This window comes from Bradyrhizobium sp. Tv2a-2, assembly GCF_000472425.1.
Classification (GTDB): domain Bacteria; phylum Pseudomonadota; class Alphaproteobacteria; order Rhizobiales; family Xanthobacteraceae; genus Bradyrhizobium.
The window spans coordinates 51,680-71,911 of record NZ_AXAI01000009.1 but is presented as its reverse complement, the minus strand read 5'-3'; the positions used below and the strand labels follow the sequence as shown (position 1 = coordinate 71,911).

16 protein-coding genes are annotated in these 20,232 nt (G+C 63.8%); 4 read left to right on the top strand and 12 right to left on the bottom strand.

Going from position 1 to position 20,232, the window contains the following annotated elements:
* The first annotated feature begins 175 nt into the window (after positions 1-175).
* Together A3AI_RS0120130 and A3AI_RS0120125 are read left to right on the top strand one after the other, a co-directional pair.
* Positions 176-1,309, top strand: a complete 1,134-nt coding sequence (locus A3AI_RS0120130) for a nitronate monooxygenase (RefSeq protein WP_024517296.1) — start codon at positions 176-178, stop codon at positions 1,307-1,309.
* A gap of 137 nt (positions 1,310-1,446) precedes the next feature.
* Complete coding sequence (locus A3AI_RS0120125) at positions 1,447-2,961, top strand: acetyl-CoA acetyltransferase (protein ID WP_024517295.1); 1,515 nt, start codon at positions 1,447-1,449, stop codon at positions 2,959-2,961.
* Positions 2,962-3,120: 159 nt separating this feature from the next.
* On the opposite strand, the gene A3AI_RS0120120 is transcribed toward A3AI_RS0120125, so the two are convergent.
* The 6 genes from A3AI_RS0120120 to ltnD form a co-directional block, all read right to left on the bottom strand.
* Positions 3,121-4,314: an efflux RND transporter periplasmic adaptor subunit gene (locus tag A3AI_RS0120120; RefSeq protein ID WP_024517294.1), complete on the bottom strand. Its 1,194-nt coding sequence runs from the start codon at positions 4,312-4,314 to the stop codon at positions 3,121-3,123.
* On the bottom strand, positions 4,304-7,483 hold the full coding sequence (locus tag A3AI_RS0120115; protein WP_024517293.1) for an efflux RND transporter permease subunit: 3,180 nt from the start codon (positions 7,481-7,483) through the stop codon (positions 4,304-4,306). The genes A3AI_RS0120120 and A3AI_RS0120115 overlap by 11 nt, the downstream gene beginning before the upstream one ends.
* Positions 7,484-7,866: 383 nt before the next feature.
* The gene (locus A3AI_RS0120110; RefSeq protein ID WP_024517292.1) at positions 7,867-9,558 is read right to left on the bottom strand and encodes a methyl-accepting chemotaxis protein; all 1,692 of its coding nucleotides are present in this window, start codon (positions 9,556-9,558) and stop codon (positions 7,867-7,869) included.
* Positions 9,559-9,737: 179 nt separating this feature from the next.
* Positions 9,738-11,015, bottom strand: a complete 1,278-nt coding sequence (otnK, locus tag A3AI_RS0120105; protein ID WP_024517291.1) for a 3-oxo-tetronate kinase — start codon at positions 11,013-11,015, stop codon at positions 9,738-9,740.
* Entirely contained in the window at positions 11,012-11,794 is a 783-nt protein-coding gene (gene otnI / locus A3AI_RS0120100) for a 2-oxo-tetronate isomerase (RefSeq protein WP_024517290.1), read from the bottom strand. The genes otnK and otnI overlap by 4 nt, the downstream gene beginning before the upstream one ends.
* A gap of 11 nt (positions 11,795-11,805) precedes the next feature.
* Complete coding sequence (gene ltnD / locus A3AI_RS0120095; protein WP_024517289.1) at positions 11,806-12,720, bottom strand: L-threonate dehydrogenase; 915 nt, start codon at positions 12,718-12,720, stop codon at positions 11,806-11,808.
* A gap of 94 nt (positions 12,721-12,814) precedes the next feature.
* On the opposite strand from ltnD, the gene otnC reads away from it, so the two are divergent.
* Entirely contained in the window at positions 12,815-13,486 is a 672-nt protein-coding gene (gene otnC, locus A3AI_RS0120090; RefSeq protein ID WP_024517288.1) for a 3-oxo-tetronate 4-phosphate decarboxylase, read from the top strand.
* Between the two features lie 125 nt (positions 13,487-13,611).
* Here otnC and A3AI_RS0120085 read toward each other — a convergent pair whose 3' ends face one another.
* The 6 genes from A3AI_RS0120085 to A3AI_RS0120060 form a co-directional block, all read right to left on the bottom strand.
* Positions 13,612-14,316 carry an ABC transporter ATP-binding protein gene (locus A3AI_RS0120085; RefSeq protein ID WP_024517287.1) on the bottom strand — a complete coding sequence of 235 codons (705 nt, stop codon included), beginning with the start codon at positions 14,314-14,316 and terminating at the stop codon, positions 13,612-13,614.
* The gene (locus A3AI_RS0120080; RefSeq protein ID WP_024517286.1) at positions 14,300-15,031 is read right to left on the bottom strand and encodes an ABC transporter ATP-binding protein; all 732 of its coding nucleotides are present in this window, start codon (positions 15,029-15,031) and stop codon (positions 14,300-14,302) included. Before A3AI_RS0120080 ends, A3AI_RS0120085 begins: the two co-directional genes overlap by 17 nt.
* Positions 15,028-16,008, bottom strand: a complete 981-nt coding sequence (locus A3AI_RS0120075; protein WP_024517285.1) for a branched-chain amino acid ABC transporter permease — start codon at positions 16,006-16,008, stop codon at positions 15,028-15,030. Before A3AI_RS0120075 ends, A3AI_RS0120080 begins: the two co-directional genes overlap by 4 nt.
* Positions 16,008-16,886 (bottom strand): branched-chain amino acid ABC transporter permease, encoded by an 879-nt coding sequence (locus A3AI_RS0120070; protein ID WP_024517284.1) that lies wholly within the window; start codon positions 16,884-16,886, stop codon positions 16,008-16,010. The genes A3AI_RS0120075 and A3AI_RS0120070 overlap by 1 nt, the downstream gene beginning before the upstream one ends.
* A gap of 22 nt (positions 16,887-16,908) precedes the next feature.
* Positions 16,909-18,159: an ABC transporter substrate-binding protein gene (locus A3AI_RS0120065; protein WP_024517283.1), complete on the bottom strand. Its 1,251-nt coding sequence runs from the start codon at positions 18,157-18,159 to the stop codon at positions 16,909-16,911.
* Between the two features lie 152 nt (positions 18,160-18,311).
* Complete coding sequence (locus A3AI_RS0120060; protein ID WP_051382459.1) at positions 18,312-19,085, bottom strand: putative hydro-lyase; 774 nt, start codon at positions 19,083-19,085, stop codon at positions 18,312-18,314.
* A gap of 169 nt (positions 19,086-19,254) precedes the next feature.
* Between A3AI_RS0120060 and A3AI_RS0120055 the strand changes: the two genes are divergently transcribed.
* Positions 19,255-20,196, top strand: a complete 942-nt coding sequence (locus A3AI_RS0120055; protein WP_024517281.1) for a LysR family transcriptional regulator — start codon at positions 19,255-19,257, stop codon at positions 20,194-20,196.
* The last annotated feature ends 36 nt before the right edge of the window (positions 20,197-20,232 follow it).

Sequence of the window (20,232 nt, the reverse complement as noted above, 5' to 3'; positions counted from 1 at the left end):
CACCCTGAGGGCCGGCATATTTTACTCGGCGGAATGCCTACTACGCGGCTAGCGCCTGCACGCAAGTCGAAGAAGGAAAACGCGCTTGGCGTCGCGCCCTCCAATGGGCTAGCGTCGTCTACATCTTTCAAAACAACACGAGCAGACGGAATCTGCCGCGAGGGAGTGAACACCGATGAAATCGCCGATCTGCGAGATGCTGGGCATCGAGTTTCCGCTGCTGGCCTTCAGCCATTGCCGCGACGTGGTCGCCGCGGTGAGCCGCGCCGGCGGCTTCGGCGTGTTGGGCGCGACCGTTCATTCGCCCGACACGATCGAGCAGGAGTTGAAGTGGATCGACGATCATGTCGACGGCAGGCCCTATGGGGTCGACGTGCTGATCCCGGAAAATATCTCCACCGCCGGCGAGAAGCACGTCACCTGGAAGAGCCTGGAAGCGCGCATCCCGCCGCAGCATCGCGACTTCACCCGCGATCTCCTGAAGAAATACGATGTCGAGCTTGCGACTACGAGTGTCGCCGACAACCAGCCGCAACCGTTCGATCGGGAAACTGCGCTTCAGCTGCTCGAGGTTTCCTTCCGCCATCCGATCCGGCTGATCGCGAATGCGCTCGGCGTGCCGCCCAGGGAAATGATCGAGATGGGCAAGAAGCACGGCGTGCCGGTTGCGGCGCTGGTCGGCGCCAAGGAGCACGCGCTGCGCCAGGTCGCAGCCGGCGTCGACATCCTCGTGGTGCAGGGCACGGAGGCCGGCGGTCATTGCGGCGAGGTGTCGACCATGGTGCTGGTGCCGGAGGTGATCAAGGCGATCAAGCCGATCCGCGACGTGCCGGTGCTTGCGGCCGGCGGCATCATGACCGGCCGCCAGATGGCGGCTTGCATGGCCATGGGCGCGGCGGGCGCCTGGACCGGCTCGGTGTGGCTATCGACGGTGGAATCCGAGACGACGGAGATTTTTCGCGAGAAGATGATCGCGGCATCCTCGCGCGACGCGGTACGTTCGAAAGGACGCACCGGAAAGCCGGCGCGGCAATTGCGCTCGGTGTGGACCGATGCCTGGGATCGCGGCGAGAACAGCCCCGGCGCGCTGCCGATGCCGTTGCAGAGCATCATCAGCCGCGACGCCTTTCATTCCATCGACCGGGCGGCTGCGAGCGGCAACGCCCGCGCGCGCGATCTCGTCAGCTATTTCGTCGGCCAGGGTGTCGGGCTAATCGACAGCGTGAAATCCGCCGGCGCCGTGGTGCAGGAGTTCAAGGAAGATTTTGTGGAAGCGATCGAGCACATGAATGCGCTGGTCGCGGAGTAGCAAGATCCTCACGGTGAGGAGCGCGGAGCGCGTCTCGAATCATGAAGGTCCCAATCGGGCCCCGTCCTTCGAGACGCCGCGCTCGGCGCGGTTCCTCAGGATGAGGAGCGGCATTCAACAAGGTGACGACAAAAACAATGACAGTCCAATCCCTCTCCCCAGACCGCATTCCCGTCATCGTCGGCATCGGCGAGATCGTCGACCGGCCCAAGCATATTGAAGACGGCCTCGAACCGCTGACGCTGCTCGAGCAGGCGCTCAAGCGCGCCGAGCAGGACGCCGGTGCGAAGCTGCTGCACGAGCTTGGCTCGCTCGATGTGGTGAACTTCCTGAGCTGGCGCTATCGCGATCCTGAAAAGCTCCTGGCCGAACGCATCGGCGTGACGCCGGCCCATTGCTATTACGGCCCGGTCGGCGGCGAGAGCCCGATCCGCTACATCCACGAGGCGGCGCAGCGTATCGCGCGCGGCGAATGCAGCGTCGCCGCGATCTGCGGCGCCGAAGCGCAGTCGACCGCAACCAAGGCCGAGCGCGCCGGCGTAAGCCTTCCCTGGACACCATTCGCCCATGATGTGCCAGAGCCGAAGCGCGGTGCGGCATTCCAGAAACCGCTCGCCGTGAAGCTCGGCGTGTTCCGTCCCGTAAGCGTCTATCCCTTCTACGAGGTAGCAAGCTCCGCGCATTGGGGCCAGACCCCGCGCGAGGCGCTCGCGGAATCCGGCCAGTTGTGGTCGCGCTATTCGGACGCCGCCGCGCACAATCCCAATGCCTGGCTGAAGCGGCATTTTACGCCGGAGGAGATCACGACGCCCACGCCCGACAACCGCCCGATCGCCTGGCCCTACACCAAGCTGATGGTCGCCAATCCGACCGTGAACATGGGCGGCGCGGTGCTACTGACCAGTCTCGCAAGGGCGCGCGCGGCGGGCATTGCCGAGGAGCGCCTGATCTATCCGCTCGGCGGCGCCTCTGCCGAAGAACCGCGCGACTATTTGATCCGCGACCAGTTCAGCGAAAGCCATCCGCAGAACGCGGTGCTCAATGCTGTCATGGGGATGGTCGGGGGCGATGGCCGCGCATTCGATGCGATCGAACTCTATAGCTGCTTCCCCTGCGTGCCCAAGATGGCCCGCCGCACGCTCAAGATCGGGCCCGACGTCAAGCCCACTGTCACTGGCGGCCTCACCTTCTTTGGCGCACCGCTCAACACCTATATGACCCATGCCGCCTGCGCCATGGTGCGGAAGATGCGCGAGGGGGCCAAGCTCGGCCTGCTCTATGGCCAGGGCGGCTTCGTGACCAAACATCACGCGCTGGTGCTGTCACGGCAGGCGCCGCGGGAGCAGCTATCACAGGAGACGAGCGTTCAGGCCGTCGCCGACCGCAGCAAGGGCGCCGTTCCTGACTTCGTCGACGAGCCCTCAGGCACGGGGAAGGTGGAGAGCTTTACGCTGCTCTACGGTCGCAATGGCGACATCGAACACGGCGTGGTGATGCTGCGGACGGCGACAGGCACCCGCACATTGGGGCGCATTCAGACGCAGGATACGGCAACGTTGACCCATCTGACGAACATGGACCGCACGCCGGTTGGTTCGGTGGGCCAGATCACGATGGCGGCCGACGGCGTGCCGGAGTGGAAGGTGGCGTGATTCCCTCGCATCTCCCTCGCCCCGCTCGCGCGGGGAGAGGGGCCGCATCCGCATGCTCGGAAAGGAGTGCGCGGAGAGTCCACTCATCGACATCGCGTCCGACGATGCGATGCGATCTCTCCCCGCAAGCGGGATCAGGCAAGAAGGAAAGAGCCCGCCCTACCCCTTCACATCCTGCCGCTCGGAAACCTTCGGCGCCGGCTTGGGGGCGCTGCCGGCGATGTGGACCTGGTCGCCGTCGGCGATGCCGTCGGGTGGGGCGACGATGACGCGGTCATCCGCTGACAGGCCGGAGCCGATCTCGATTTCGCGGCCGAGGTCACGCGCGATGGTCACCGTCTTGAAGCGGACTTTGTCGCCGGCTCCCACAGTCGCCACGCGCAGGCCGTTCTGGTTGAAGATCAGGGCGCTTGCAGGGATGTGCAGCGGCACGCTGCCGCGCTCCAGGCTGAGCTTCACGCTGGCATAGCCGCCCGGCATCAATTCGCCCTTGGCATTGTCGATCCCGAGCTGCATGCGCGTCGTGCCGGAGTTGACGTCGACAGCCCGCGAGGAGGATTCGACTGTCGCCGGGAAGGCGCGGTTTGGATATTCGGGCACGGTGATCACGGCCTTCGCGCCGATCTTGATCTCCGGGACGTAGTTCTGCGGCACGTTGACATAGAGGCGGAGCTTGGAGGTATCGGAGATCACGAACATCGGCGTGCCGCCGCCGCCGGCATTGATTAGCGCACCGACGTCGGTGTCGCGCGCCGTGACGATACCGTCGAACGGCACGGTGATCTTCTTGTAGCCGGCGAGCGCCTCCAGCCGCTCGACGTTGGCCTCGGCGGCCTTCACCGCAGCCTTCTTGTTGGACAGGTCCGCGGTGCGTTCGTCGATTTCCTGCATGGAAACGAAGTTGGACGGGATCAGCGTCTTGCGGCGATTCAACGTCGCTTCCGACAGCTTGGCACTCGCCTCCTGGCTGGTCAGATCGGCGCGCGCCTGCAAGAGCTGCTGATCGAGGTCCGGCGCCTCGATCTCGGCAATCACGTCGCCTGTTTTCACTCTGGCGCCCATATCGGCGGTCCAGCTCTTCAGGTAGCCGCTGACGCGGGCGAAGATCGGCGCGCGGTAATAGGCTTCAAGCCGGCCCGGCAGATCGATGGTGGCGCTCAGCGCCTTGGCGTCGGGCTGCGCCACGGCCACCGTCGGGATCGCCTGGTCGTCGGTCCATTGCCTGAGCTCGGCACTCGCCTGCTCACGCGCGCGGATGCCGGTGACCACGATCAGGACGGCGGCGGTAATCGCTACGACACCGAAAATGCCCAACTTCCGGCGAGAAACCGGTGGCGTCTGTTCAGTGGGCATGCGGTGTCTCCAATGCGGCGCCATCGTTGGCGCCCTGCTTCTTGTGTACCATACTGAATACCACCGGCACAAACATCAGGGTTGCCACGGTGGCGAAGATCAGGCCCCCGATCACGGCACGGCCCAGTGGCGCGTTCTGCTCACCGCCCTCGCCCAGGCTCAACGCCATGGGCGTCATGCCGATGATCATGGCGAGCGCCGTCATCAGCACCGGACGGAAGCGGACAAACCCTGCCTCGATCGCGGCGGCTACGGGATCGCCGAGCGCCTCATAACGCTCGCGGGCAAAGCTGATGACCAGCACGCTGTTGGCGGTCGCAACACCCATGCACATGATGGCGCCGGTCAGCGCCGGAACGGACAGCGTGGTGTGCGACGTGAACAGCATCCAGATGATGCCGGCAAGGGCGGACGGCAGCGCCGTGATGATCACGAACGGATCGGACCAGGACTGGAAGTTCACGACGATCAGGAGATAGATCAGCACGACCGCGGCGAGCAGGCCGAACAGCAGGCCGGCAAAGGCACTGTTCATGGTCTGCACCTGGCCCAGCAGCACCACCGATGAGCCCTTCGGCACCTCCCTGGCGGTATCCGCGATCGCGGCCTTCACATCGGCTGCAATCGAGCCGAGGTCGCGGCCCTGCGATGTCGCGAAGATCTGCACCATGGACTGGATGTCGTATTGCGAGACCACGGCGCTGGAGATCGACCGGGTGATGTTGGCGATGCCGCCCAGTATCGGCGAGCTCGATGTCGAGGCCGCGGTGATCGGCAGCGTCTGCAGCGCGCTCAAGGAGTCGATCTGGAACTGCGGCGTCTGCATCACGATCGAATAGGACACGCCGTTGTCCGGATTGAGATAATAGGTCGGCGCGACCTGCGAGGAGCCGGCGAGATTGACGACGAGAGAATTGGTCACGTCGCGCTCGGTCAGACCGACATATTGCGCGCGGGTACGATCGACATCGATGTTGAAGGTCGGGTTGCTGGGTGACTGCTGGATCCGCGCATCGGCAATGCCGGGAATCTTCCTGATACGGCTGAGCAGATTGTTAGCATAGGCAAAATTGGCGTCGAGATTGGCGCCGCGTATCTGCAGGTCGATCGGTGCCGGCGCGCCGAAATTGAGGATCTGGCTGACGATGTCGGCAGGCAGGAACGCAAATGTCATGCCCGGAAACTGTCGCGGCAACTGTTCGCGCATGGCCTGGACATAGTCCTCGGTCGGCCGGTGGCCCTCCTTCAGCTTGATCTGGATGTCGCCATCCTGCGGGCCGATCACGCCGGTGTTGTTATAGGTCATGTTGATGCCGGAGATCGGCATGCCGATATTGTCGGCCAAGGTCTCGATCTCGTTCGGCGGAACGATCCTGCGGATCGCCTTCTGCACATCGGCGAACTGATTGGCGGTTTCCTCGATGCGGGTGCCGATCTGCGTGCGGGCATGCATCAGGATCGAGCCGGAATCCACCGCCGGAAAAAAGTTGCGGCCGAGATAGGGCGTAAGCAGGAACGACAATCCGACAAAGCCGAGGAATCCGATCAGGAAGATCGCCCGGTGGTGCATGGCGAGCGTCAGCAGGTCGCGATAGCCGGTGCGAATGCGCTCGAACCGCGCCTCAAAACCACGCTGGAACCACACCAGCGGATTGCGCGACGGCGGCGGCGGACCGTCGTGATGCTCGTGCTTGTGCAGGAGATATTTCGCCATGGTCGGCACCAGCGTGCGCGACAGGATGAACGACCACATCATGGCAAACATCACCGCTTCCGCCATCGGCACGAACAGGAAGCGCGCGACCCCGGTCAGGAAGAACATCGGCACGAATACGATGCAGATGCAGAGCAGCGAGACGAAGGCCGGCGTCACGATCTGGCGAGCGCCGTCCATGATCGCGGGCTCGACGTCCTTGCCCTGCTCCAAGTGCCAGTTGATGTTCTCGATGGTGACGGTGGCGTCGTCGACCAGAATGCCGACGGCGAGCGCGAGTCCGCCCAGCGTCATGATGTTAAGCGTCTCGCCGATCGCCGAAAGCATCACCATCGCGCCCAGGACCGACAGCGGGATCGATACCGCGATGATGATGGTGGAGCGCCAGCTGCCGAGGAAGAGAAGGATCATCACGCTGGTCAGCAGCGCCGCGATCACGCCTTCGAAGGCAACGCCGGTCACGGCGCTGCGCACGAACACCGACTGGTCGCCGATAAAACCAATCTTGAGCGCTTCCGGTAGCTGGTCGCGGACGTCGATCACCTTCTGCTTGATGCCGGCGATGATATCGAGCGTCGAGGTATAGCCCGCCTTCAGCACCATCATCAGCACCGAGCGGTTGCCGTTGACGTGAACAATGTTGGTCTGGGGCGGATTGCCGTCGCGGACGCTGGCGACGTCGCGCATATAGACCATGGCGCCGTTGACCGTCTTGACCGGGAGATTGCCGAGATCCTCCATCTTCAACGGCGAGTTGTTGAGCTGGATGTTGTATTCGAACTCGCCGATCTTCTGGGTGCCAACCGGCGTGATCAGGTTTTGGGCGGCCAGCGCGTTGGCGATATCCTGGCCGGACAGGCCGCGGGCCTGCAGCGCCTGAGGATCGAGGTCGATCTGCACCTGGCGCTGCTTGCCGCCGAACGGATAAGGAATGGCAGCGCCGGGCACGGTGACCAGCGGCGTGCGCAACTGATTGATGCCGATGTCGGCGAGGTTCTGCTCGGTTAGCCCCTCGCCCGACAGCGCGACCTGGATGATCGGCACCGTGGAGGCGCTGTAATTGAGGATTAGCGGCGGCGTCGCGCCGGGCGGCATTTGCTTGAGAAGCGTCTGCGAGATCGCCGTGACCTGCGCGTTCGCGGTACGGATATCGACATTCGGCTGGAAGAAGATCTTGACGATGCCGAAGCCGTTATAGGAATTGGCGACGATATGCTCGATGTCGTTGACGGTGGTGGTCAGCGCGCGCTGGAACGGCGTCGTGATGCGCCCAGCCATTTGGTCCGGCGGCAGTCCGGTGTACTGCCAGACTACCCCGATCACGGGAATGCGGATGTCCGGAAAGATGTCCGTCGGGGTACGCAGCGCTGCCAGCGGTCCAATGATCAGCAGCAGCAGCGCGAGCACGACGAAAGTATATGGCCGGCTCAGGGCGATACGGACCAGTGCGATCATTGGTAAAGCGTTTCCCAGGGACCAAAAGGGGGAGAACGCGGAACCCGCCTTCCCCGAAGCGCGTTGTATCGCCTTACCTGAATCTGAGCCGGTTAGCTAACGCGCGGGCGTAATGGGGCGTATTCACTTCCGCGATATCTGCTCCCGACACCGTGATCTGGCCGCTCGTCTTCGACCCCAGCCTCATCGGCTGGGCACATTAGGCGTCGTCCGGAGGTGTCGGTCGCCGGCTGCCGCGCGGCAATTAATCCGGTATGAAACAAACGCGCCGTAAAACCACGGCCCGCTTGAGAAATTCAAGTCCCGGCGCTCGATGCGATCATGGATAGCGCGCCGGGACTCTTGGCGTATTCGTGTCGGACTGATTGCCAGCCGCGCGTCGCTTAGGCGGCGCGCACCGAGGTCAGGAACTTCGAGACCTCGCTCTTGAGCCGGCCGGAGTCGCCGGAGAGCATCTGGGCGGCCGAGAGCACCTGCGAGGAGGCCGAGCCCGTCTCGGTAGCGCCGCGCTGCACGTCGGTGATGTTCGAGGACACCTGCTGGGTGCCTTGGGCGGCCTGCTGCACGTTCCGAGCGATTTCCTGGGTCGCGGCGCCCTGCTCTTCCACCGCCGCCGCAATGGTCGAGGAGATTTCCGACAGCTTCTCGATCGTGCCCGAGATTTCCTTGATGGCGTTGACCGATTCCTGGGTGGCGGCCTGGATGCCCGAGATCTGGGTGCCGATCTCGCCGGTTGCCTTCGCGGTCTGCTCGGCGAGCGCCTTCACTTCCGAAGCGACGACCGCAAAGCCGCGGCCAGCCTCGCCAGCGCGCGCCGCCTCGATGGTGGCGTTGAGCGCGAGCAGGTTGGTCTGGCCGGCAATGGTGTTGATGAGTTCCACGACGTCGCCGATGCGGGTAGCGGCCTTGGAAAGCTCGCTGACGCGATCGGTCGTGGCCCGGGCCTGGCCGACGGCGTCGCCCGCCATCCGCGCCGATTCCTGGACCTGGCGGCTGATCTCGGTAACGGAGGACGCCATCTCCTCGGTGGCCGAAGCGACCGACTGCACGTTGGTGGAGGCTTCTTCAGACGCCGCGGCGACCGTGGTCGCAAGCTTCTGCGAGCGTTCCGCGGTCGTCGACAGCGTGCCGGCCGAGGATTCGAGCTGGGAGGACGCCGAGGACACCGTGTTGACGATCTCGCCGATCATTGCCTCGAATTCGCGGGTGATGCCGTCGACGCGGCGGCCGCGCTCGATTTTCTCCTCCGCATCGCGCGCGGCGGCTTCGTCGGCGGCCTTCTTGGCAATCAGGGCTTGCTTGAACACCTGCAGAGCATCCGCCATCAGGCCGATCTCGGTCTTCTCGCCGCGGTGGGGGATTTCCACCGACAGGTCACCCTGGCCCAACGCCTGCATCGGCTTGACGATGGAGGAAATGCCGCTGGAGACGTCGCGGATCAGGTAGACGCTGACCAGGATGCCGAGAATGATGGCGGCGATGAGGATCGTAGCCATCATCCAGAACGCCGAGCTGTAGTTCGCTGCCGCGTCGGCCGCCGCCTTGTCGGCGCCCGCGTTGTTGAGATCGATATCCTTCTTCAGGATTTCGTCGGCATCCAGACCCATCTTGTTGACGGTCTTGGTGTTCAGGTCGTGAGCCTCATGCGGGAAGTGGCCCGGGTTCTTGCGCGACAGAGCCATGACATCTTCGGTACCATTTTTGTACTTTTCCCAGTTCGCGACCCAGTCGTTGTACAGCGCCCGCTCCGGCGGCGAGGTGACCATGGGCTCGTAGCTCTGGCGGATCTTGCCATTCGCCTCGACGACGCTCTGCAGCACCTTCTCGGTCGCAGCCTTGTCCTCGGCCGTCTCGCCCAGCATGTGCTCGCGGATCACGTTGCGGTAGGTGATGACGCCGGCGCGCAGTTCACCGAGCACCCGGACGCTCGGCAGCCAGTTGGTCGCGATGTCGACCGTGCTGGCATTGATCGAATGCATGCTCTGGACCGCAAGCAGACCCATGCCGGTCATCGCGAGGAGCAAGAACGCGACGACCGTGATGATCTTCGCGCGGATCGAGTACTTGGCGAGCATGATAAATCTCTTATGGCTGGGCGCGCAGAGATCGCGCGCCGTCGTGAATGCTGTGAATCGACAGACCCGGCGAATGCCTGCCGCCATCAAACACGTCGCACCCTCAATTTAGGTAAACGGCGGTCCGTACGACTACGGAACAGGAAAGAAATGAATAACGACTAAAGGCGGCGCTGCGCTCAGCGCATGAGCCTGAGCGCATCCGTGAAAAATTCCGCCCCGCCGAAATTACCTGATTTCAAGGCAAGCAACATATCGCCTTGCCCTGCGCCGACTGCCCGCAATACGGGTACGCCGGCAGCAATTTCCTCGCCCACGAGGAAGCCCGGGATCTGCAGACGGTCGACCACCGCGCCCGATGTTTCGCCCCCGGCAACGATCAGACGGCGCACGCCGGCCTGCACCAGGGCTTCGGCGATATCGGCCATGGTGTCCTCGATCGCGTGACCCGTAGTATCACGGCCATGCCGCGCCTGGAGCGCGGCGACGCGGTCCGGCGTGGCACTTGAGGCGATCAGGAACGGGCCGCTCTGCAGCCGCTCGCGCGCCCAGGCCAGGGCGCGACGAGCTTCGTCCTTGCCTTTAATGATCTCATCTGGATCGAGATGCAGCACCGGCATCTCCTTCTCCGCACTGGATATCTGGCCGAGCGTCGCCTGCGAGCAGCTGCCGGCCAGAATCGCGGCGGCCCCGCCGACCGCGGCCATTGCAGCTGCGCCGGAAGAGGCCGGCTTGCCGCTTGTCGTCGCGACCAGCGCGCGGGCGAGCCCGAGCCCGATGCCGGAAGCGCCCACCGAGAGCCGATGATCCAGAGCAACGCGGCCAATGGTCTCCAGATCGGCATCGAACACCGCATCGATGATGGTCGCCCCAAAACCTTGCGCCGCAAGCTCGGCCAGGCGTGCGCGGACCGCTTCCGCCCCTTTGGCAACGGTCGCGAGATGAACCAGTCCGATTTTGGTCCGGCTCTGGCGCGCAAGGACCCGCACCAGATTCGAGTCATGCATCGGGTTTAGCGGGTGATCCTTGAGCGGGCTCTCGTTGAGCGGCACCGCGCCTACAAACAGGTTGCCCTGGTAGACGGTGCGACCGGTCTCCGGGAAGGCCGGCGTCACCAGCACGATCTTCTCGCCGCAGTCCTCGCGCAACGCATCCATCACCGGGCCGATATTGCCCCGGTCGGTAGAATCGAAGGTCGAGCAGATCTTGAACAGGATGTGACGTGCACCGCGCCCGCGCAGCCATTTTTCGGCGGCACGCGACTTCGCCACCGCAAGCGACGCCTCGATCGATCGGCTCTTGAGCGACACCACGACGGCATCGACCTCGGGCAGCGCCAGATCATCGGCGGGCACGCCGATGGTCTGCACGGTGCGAAGCCCTGCACGGGTCAGCGTGTTGGCGAGGTCGGAGGCGCCGGTATAGTCGTCGGCAATGCAGCCCAGCTTCAAGGTCACGGCTTTACTCCGGCATATGGCTTGAACCAGGCGAGGCCATCGGTGGTCTTGCCGCGCGGGTTGTATTCGCAGCCGACAAAGCCGCCATAGCCGAGCCGGTCGAGCTCGTCGAACAGGAAAGGATAGTTCAGCTCCTCGCCGTCGGGCTCATGGCGGGAGGGAATGCTGGCGATCTGGATATGGCCGATGATCGGCATCATCTCGCGTAGCCGCATCGTGACGTCGCCATGGATGATCTGGCAGTGATAGATGTCGAACTGAAGTTTCAGGTTCGGGATTTGCAGTTCCTCGATCAGATCGCGGGCGAAGGCGAAATCGTTGAGGAAATAGCCGGGCACGTTGCGCGAATTGATCGGCTCGATGACGACATCAAGACCGTGAGGCGCGAAGAACTCCGCAGCCCAGGCGACCGATTTATGGAACGCCTCGGCCGCTCGCGGGTCCGTCCGGCTTGCAATCCCCGCCATCAGATGCACCCGCTTCACGCCGGTTGCCTTCGCATAAGGGAGCGCGGTGACGAGGCTCTGTTTGAGATCCTCGAAACGATCGGCCAAGGCCGCGAAACCTTTTTCGCCGGCCGCCCAATCGCCCGGCGGCAGGTTGAACAGCGCCTGCGTCAGCCCAAATCGTTTCAGCCGCGCGCCGACCTCATCCGCCGGATGATCGTAAGGAAACAGGAATTCCACCGCGGTGAAACCGGCTTCGGCCGCCGCCTCGAAACGATCGAGGAACGGCACCTCGTTGAACATCATGGTGAGATTGGCAGCGAAACGGGGCATTGTCGTCCTCCTCAGCTCGTCTCACCGGGCAGCTTGGCGCCGCCGATCTTCGCATACATCCGCGCCACGGAGGCATCATCATCTCGGCCCATGCCGGAGGCCGAGGTCATCAGAAACATCTGCAGTGCCGCGGCCGCGACCGGCACCGGAAACCGCGCCGAGCGCGCCATGTCCTGGATGATGCCGAGGTCTTTGACAAAGATCTCGACCGCGCTGCGTGGGGCATAGTCGCCGTCGAGCACATGAGGCATGCGGTTTTCGAACATCCAGGAATTGCCGGCGGAAGCCGTGATCACCTCATAGACCTTGCGGATGTCGAGCCCCTGTCGCGCGGCAAAGGCAATCGCCTCGGAGGCGGCCGCGATATGCACACCGGCCAAGAGCTGGTTGATCATCTTGAACGCAGCGCCCTGGCCCGGAGCATCGCCGAGTTCGTAGAGCTTGGCCGCCATTGCATCGAGCGCGGGACGCGCCTTTGCAAAAGCCGCCGGACTGCCGGACGCAAGTATCGTGAGCTCGCCTTGCGCGGCGCGCTGCGCGCCACCCGAAATCGGCGCATCGAGATAATGCCGCCCGGTTGCCTCGAGTTGCGCCGCGAGCCGGCGGGCGATGTCCGGGTCCATGGTGGCAGAGGAGATGAACACCGCATCCTTGGCCAGCGTTTCCGCGACGCCGTTCTGGCCGAACAGGATGGCCTCGGTCTGGGCAGCATTGACGACGACGCTCACCACGATATCGGCCGACTTCGCCGACTCAGCCGGCGTCCCGGCGCCCTTGCCACCGTCGGCGACAAAGCGGGCGACGCTGTCGGCGGACACATCGCAGCCAGTCACCTCAAATCCCGCGCGCCTGAGCGAGGTCGCCATGCCAAATCCCATCGAGCCAAGCCCGATCACGGCGATTTTAGGTCTGTCGGATGACGGCATACGGCGTTTCCCTTATTTGCGGCTTTGCCTCTTGCCTATCATGGCTTGGCCACGCTGCCAAAGCGTGAGACAAGGCAGAAAAAGGGTGGCCGCCATGAAGGAAACAGGAACCGGGGACGCAAAAGTCCGTGAAGATATCTGCCGGTTCGGCCGCTCGTTGTTCGAGCGCGGGCTGACGCCCGGCTCCTCCGGCAATATCAGCGTGCGGCTGGATGACGGCAGCTATCTGGTCACGCCGACCAACGCCTCGCTCGGCTTTCTCGATCCGGCCAGACTGTCGCGGCTGGATGCACAGGGCCGCCTCCTGTCGGGCGATGCGCCCACCAAGGAAGTGCCGCTGCACAGCGCCCTATACCACACCCGAAGCGCAGCGCGTGCCGTGGTGCACCTGCATTCCACCCATTCGGTCGCGCTGTCGATGCTGCCCGAGATCGACCCGCACGCCGTCCTTCCCCCGATGACAGCATATTACCTGATGCGCTGCGGCGCGACCGCGCTCGTGCCCTATTACCGGCCCGGCGACCCCGCGGTGGCGGACGCCATCAAGGGACTGGCGGGGAAATATTCCTCGGTGCTGCTTGCCAATCACGGCCCGGTGGTCGCCGGCGATACGCTCGAAGCAGCGGTGTTCGCGACCGAGGAGCTGGAGGAGACGGCGAGGCTGTATCTGCTGTTGCGTGGGCTGAACCCGCGATTTTTGTCGCCGGAGCAGATTGCGGATCTGGTCAAGAAGTTCGGGTTGACGCTGCCGGCGCATGGGCACTAAAGCGCGATGAGGTTTGGTTGAATCGTCATCGCGCTTTAGGTCTTTGATTGAGCATGATCTTTTCGGAAAACCGCTACACACTTTTCCGGATCATGCTTTAGCCGCTCCGCAGGCGGCGAGAAAACCTACAGCCCCAGATACGCCTTGCGGACGTCCTGGTTCACCCTGATCTCGGCGGACGGGCCTGCGATCAGCACGCGGCCGGTCTGCAGGATGTAGGCGCGGTCGGCGATCTCGAGGCACTCGGCCATGCGCTGCTCGACGATCAGCACGGTCATGCCCGTATCGCGGATACGTTTCACGGCGGCGAAGATTTCGTCGACCAGTTTTGGCATGATACCCTGCGAGGGCTCGTCCAGCATCAGAAGCCGCGGTCGTGTCATCAGCGCGCGCCCGATCGCAAGCATCTGCTGCTCGCCACCGGAGAGCGTCTCGGCGCGCTGCTCCAGCCGCTCCTGCAGGCGCGGGAACAGCTTGAAGACGAGGTCCAGCGGTCCTTCCCGGTCAGTCTGCCCGCGATAGAGATAGCTGCCGAGCCGCAGATTGTCGCGTACCGAGAGCCGCGGAAACAGCCTGCGGTTCTCCGGCACATAGGCGATGCCGCGGGCGGTGACGAGGTGCGGCGCCAACCCGTCGATGCGACTACCGTCGAAGGTCACCGTACCCGAGCGCGGACGTTCGGCGCCGGCGATCGATTTCAGAAGCGTCGATTTGCCCGCGCCGTTGGCGCCGGCGACGCAGACGATCTCGCCCTTCGTCACCTCGATCGAGACGGAGGAGATGGCGACCAGCCCCTGATAGGCGGTGGTGACTTCACGAACCGACAGCATGACGGTCCCCGAGATAGGCGGTGATGACTTTTGGATCGCGAACGACCTCGGTCGGCTTGCCCTCAACCAGCACCTTGCCGAGATCGAGCACGATGGCGCGGTCGACCAGCGGCATCACGATTTCCATGACATGCTCGACCATCAGCACGGTGATGCCGGTGTCGCGCACCCGGCGCACCAGCTCCACGCCGGTCTGCGCCTCCGTCGGCGTCAGCCCGGTCAGCACCTCGTCGAGCAGCAGCAGCTTCGGCTCGGTCGCAAGCGCGCGCGCCACTTCCAGCCGGCGCTTTTCCGCCGGCACGAGGTCGCTTGCCGGCACCGCGGCACGCGCTCCGAGGCCTGTGAACTCCAGCACCTCATGCGCCTTGCGACGAGCCTCGCGCATCACGGTGTTCTGCACCAGCGCGCCGACAATGACATTGTCGATCACACTCATGCTCTCAAAACTCTTGACCACCTGGAAGGTGCGGCCGATGCCGCGCTGGCAGCGCGCGGCGGGCCGCAGCCGCGTGACGTCCTCACCGTCGAACCAGATCGAACCTTCGCTCGGCGTGTAGACACCGGCGATCAGGTTGAACAGTGTCGACTTGCCGGCGCCGTTGGGGCCGATCAGGCCGACGATCTCGCCGCGCCCGACCGAAATCGACACGTTGCTGTTGGCGACCAGCCCGCTGAAGCGCTGGGTGATGCCCCGGGTCTCGAGCAGCGCCGTCATCGCGACACCGCCTTCTTCGAGACCGAGAACAGTCCGACCAGGCCTTGCGGCCGCGCCAGCGAGATCAGGACGATCATGAGACCATAGACGATGAGGTCGACGCCGCGCCCGGAGCCGCCGATATAGGACCGCGTAAGCTCAGTGAGCGGGATCAGGATTACCGCGCCAAGCACCGGCCCCCAGAGCGTACCGATGCCGCCGAGTACAGCAGGCAGCGCCATCAGAAGCGAGAACTGGAAGCCCATCACGCTCTCGGGGTCGATATAGGAGACGAACTGCGCATAGAAGCTGCCGCCAATTGCGGTGAGGAACGCGGAGACGGCAGCTGCGCCCATTTTGGAGTTGAAGACATCGACGCCCAGGCTCTCGGCGGCGGACGGATTGTCCTTCACCGCGCGCCACCAATAGCCCCATTTGGAATCCTCCAGCCACCAGGTCACGAGCCAGGCGATGCAGGCGAGCACGAGGGCAAAGTAGAAGTAAGGCAGCTTGGAGCGTGTGAACTGGAAGGTCAGCCAGCTATCGCGGTGGATCGGGATGTCGATGCCGAGCGCCGCCCCCGCCCAATCCCAGTTCTGGAACAACACCAGCGCGATCTCGGCAATGACGATGGTGGCGATCGAGAAATAGTGGCCGCCGAGGCGGAAGCAGGGATAGCCGAGCGCCATGGCGATGACAGCCGAGATCACGCCGCCCGCGAGCATGCCGAACCACGGCAGCACCCCGAACTTCGTGAACAGAAGCGCCGTGGTGTAGGCGCCGAGCCCGAAATAGAGCGCGTGCCCGAGCGAAATCTGCCCGCAATAGCCGGACAGGATGTTCCAGGCCTGCGACAGCGCCGCATACATCAGGGTCAGCACCATGATGTTCTGGATGTAGACGTCTTTCACAAACAGCGGGACCGTGGCGGCGAGCGCCGCAAAGAAAGCGGCGATGATCAGTTCGCGGCGGCGACGGCTGGTAAAATCCTTGTCCATCACATCGACCCGAACAGGCCGCGCGGCCGGATGAAGACGACGAGCAGATACACCGCGTAGACACCGACCGATTTCAACGACGGCGGCAGGATCATTGCGGTCGTCGCCTCGACGAGGCCGACGATGATGCCGCCGGCAAAGGCGCCGAACACGCTTCCGAAGCCGCCGAGGGCAACCGTCACATAGGCGATCAGCGCAAAGGACGCCCCGACATCGGGATAGATATAGAAGAACACCGCCATGATGGCGCCGGCCAGTCCCACCAGTCCTGCGCCGAGGCCCCAGCCGAGCGCAAAGACGCGGTTCTTGTCGATGCCGACGAGCGCGACCGCGCCGGCATCCTCACGGGTCGCCTCCAGCGCGCGGCCGAAATCGGTGCGATGAATGAAGAAGTAGAGGCCGATGAACGCCGCGATCGCCACCAGCGCGCCGACCAGCTGCGGCTCGGGCAGGAAGATGCCGGCGACCGAAATCGTTTTGCCGCCGAGCCAGGAATGGGCGATGCTGCGGTAGTCGGGCGTGAAGAAGAACTGCGCAAGCCCCCGCATCACGATCGCAAGGCCGAAGGTGGAGAAGATCTGCACCATGCCGGCATTGGCCTTGGCGCGGACCGCAAAGCGCACGACGAAGAGATAGACCAGCGCGCCGAATACGAAGAGGCCGGCGGCGACCAGCGGCGCCGCCAACAGGGGGTCGATCGAGACGTACGCGAACAGGAAGAAGGTCGCGTACATCGCAATCATGAGGAATTCGCCATGGGCGAAATTCACCACGTCCATCAGGCCGAAGATGAGCGCGAGCCCCACGGCGATCAGGCCGTAAAGCAAGCCCATCAGAAGCCCGCTGGCGAGGCTCTGGATAATGGTTTCGGCTGTCACGTCCCCCTGCCCCGCCGCGCGCTTATTTCGAAGGCATCGGCCAGACCGCCTCGGAGACGGCGACCCGCTGCGGCGCGATCGTCACGAACTTGCCGCCGAGATACTGCAGCAGCACCGGATCGGCATCGTTGTTCTGGCCCATCTCGTCGTACTTCACCCGCATCCACGGCATGATGGTGACGTCGCCCGGTATGTCGGTCGCGGCCAGTGCCTCGCGGATCTTGTCGCCGTCGGTGGACTTGGCGCGGTTGATGGCTTCCGCCATCAGGATCAGGCCCATGAACTGCCGCGAGGTGTAGTCGTTGAAGTCCTTGCCGGACTTTGCCTTGTACATCTCGTTGATCATACCGACCATCGGGCGCTTTTCGGCGAGATCGAGCGAGAAGCTGCCGCGCGAGATCACGCCTTCGAGCTTGTCGCCGACCGCATCGTACAGCGCCTTTTCGGAGAAGCCCGCATCCTGCGCCATGATGTTCTTCGGCCTGTAGCCGAGCTCAGCCATGGTCTTGACGAGGAGGATCGCGTCGGTGGTGTAGCTCGAGGGCATCAGCACGTCGGCGTCGGCCGCCTTGAGTTGCTGCACCTCGGCCGTCAGCGAAGGCGAGTTGGCGCGATACTTGATGTCGGAGACGATCTTGTAGCCGCGCTCAGTCGCGAGCTTCGACTGCGCGTTGGCCGAATCGGTGCCGAAGATCGTGTCCTCGTGGAACAGCGACAGCGTCTCGATCTTCTGGCCCTTCTTGCGCAGCGCATCGAAGAAATCGAACATTGCCTTGGAAAACATCTCGTCATGGGGCGAGGCGCGGAAATAGTATTTCAGGCCGCGGCGGTGCAGGCTCGGCGAGGAGTTGTCGGCGGACAGGAACGGGATCTGATAGCGCTCGCAGGTCTGGCTCACCGTCACCGCCACCGCGCTCTGATAGGTGCCGACCACGGCACAGACCTTCTCCTGGGTGATCAGGCGCTCGGTCTCGGCGCGCCCCTTCTGCGGATCGGCCTGGTGATCGGCGAACACCAGCTTGATCTTGGCGCCGCCGAGCCCCGGCAGGCCTTCGCCCTTGGCGAGCGGCAATTTGAAATCATAGTCCTTGTTGATGATCTCGGCCGCGGTCTCGAACGCCTTCTGCGCATCGACACCGATCTGCGCGCTGGAGCCTGAGAGCGGATAGATCACGCCGATCGCCACTTCCGGCGTGTCCGCGCGGCTCGCAATCGGGCCTAGCGCAGCGGCAGCGGTGGCTCCAAGCAAAACATTGCGTCGGCTGATCTTCATTACTCAAGTCCCCTGTTTGACGCGAGCTAGAATGGCTAGCGCTCGCGGTAAAGCCTCAAGAAACGGCGGCTGCTGCCCTTTAGGGCATCGCCTCTTAGCGCGCGATGACATTCTGGTTGAAACGTCATTGCACTTTAGTTTTCGGATCAGCGTTACAGCACAGCCAGTTGTTTGTTCTGCAAATCAGTTACCAACATCAGGCCCGGCGCATGCGTCATGGCGAAGGGCAGCTTGGCAGCAGCAATGACGGCTTGCGGCGTGACGCCACACGCCCAGAACACGGGAATTTCGTCATCCTCGACCGGCACCGGATCGCCGTAGTCCGGCTTCGCAATGTCCTTGATGCCGATCAGATGCGGATGGCCGAGATGGACCGGCGCGCCATGCACGGCGGGAAAACGCGTCGTGATCTGCACCGCGCGGATCGCATCCGCCGGCTTGAAAGGCCGCATCGACACCACCATGGGCCCGGCGAAGGGACCGGCGGAGCCGCAGGCGATATTGGTGCGGTACATCGGCACTCGCACCTGGCGCTGGATGTGTTTGATCGGCAGGCCTTCGGCGAGCAGCGCCTCCTCAAACGAGAAGGAGCAGCCGAGCACGAAGGCGACGAGATCGTCGCGCCAGTATTTCTTGATGTCGGTCGGCTCGTCGATCACCTCGCCGTCGCGCCAGATGCGATAGCGCGGCAGGTCGGTACGAATGTCGAGGTCTTCACCGAGCGTCGGGATGCGCGGATCGCCGACATCGGACATGCCGATGATCGGGCACGGCTTCGGATTGAGCTGGCAGAAGCGATGGAAGGCGGCCGCGAGCTTCTCGGGGAGGATCGCGAGATTGCCCTGGACAAAGCCGTTGGCAACGCCGGCCGTCGTGGAGGCCATGCCATTCCGGCAGGCCAGACGGGCCTCGAGGCTCGGGAGCATATTCTCCTCACCTTGCTGTGCTGCAAAAACAGTCACGAGAGTCACCTGCCTAATATCTCGACATGAACACTCAAACCCAATCGTGTTATAAAGTCTAATCGTTGTTTTTGATCAAGATCGATAACCCTGATTTATCGGTCATGACAAGCGCTTTTCAGACAGGGCCCCGATGCTGGATTTCAGGTCGATCGAGACGTTTCTCTGGGTGGTGAAGCTTGGGAGTTTTCGCGGGGCGGCTCGACGGCTTAACACCACCCAACCGGCCATTTCCCAGCGCATCGCCCAACTCGAGCGCGAGATGGGGGTCAAGCTGCTGAACCGGGACCACCGGATGGCCTCGCCGACCCCCAGCGGCCGGCAGATGATGGTCTACGCCGAAAAGCTGATCGGCCTGCGCTCGGAAATGATGGCTCAGGTCGGCGAGCGCACCGCGATGCGCGGCGCGCTGCGGTTAGGCGTCGCCGAAACGATCGTGCACACCTGGCTGCCGCGCCTGATCAAGAGCGTGAACAGCACCTATCCGAACCTGTCGCTGGAGATCGAGGTCGACATCACGCCGAATCTCAACGCGCGCCTGCTCGCGCAGGAGATCGAGCTTGCCTTCGTGCTCGGCCCGCTGTCCGGCCCGAGCGTGCGCAACCGCGTGCTGTGCGATTATCCCGTAAGCTTCGTGACCAGCCCTTCGCTCGGGCTCGGCAACGGCCCGTTCTCGCTGCATGAGCTGGCGAAATTCCCGATCATCACCTTTGCGCGCAAGACTCAGCCCTACGAGACGGTGCGCTCGCTATTCAACCGGCCTGATCTGCCGCCGATCCGGCTGCATGCCAGCGCCTCGCTCGCGACTGTCATCCATATGGCAATCGAAGGCTTGGGAATCGCCGTCATTCCCGCTGCGATCGTGGAGAACGAACTCGCCGACGGCCGGCTACAGGAGCTCAAGACCGACTTCAGTATCCAGCCACTGACGTTCTGTGCGGCCTGGCTGACCTCGCCGGAGGAGATCGCGGTCGAGCGCGTCGCCAATCTTGCCGGGCAGATCGCGTATACGAGCATGTCGGTTGACGGGGTTGCCAGCGCGGGCCATGGAACAGCCATGCTTCAGGGAGCCTGAGACGCGATGCGCGGATCCTGCTCCAGAACAATGGCG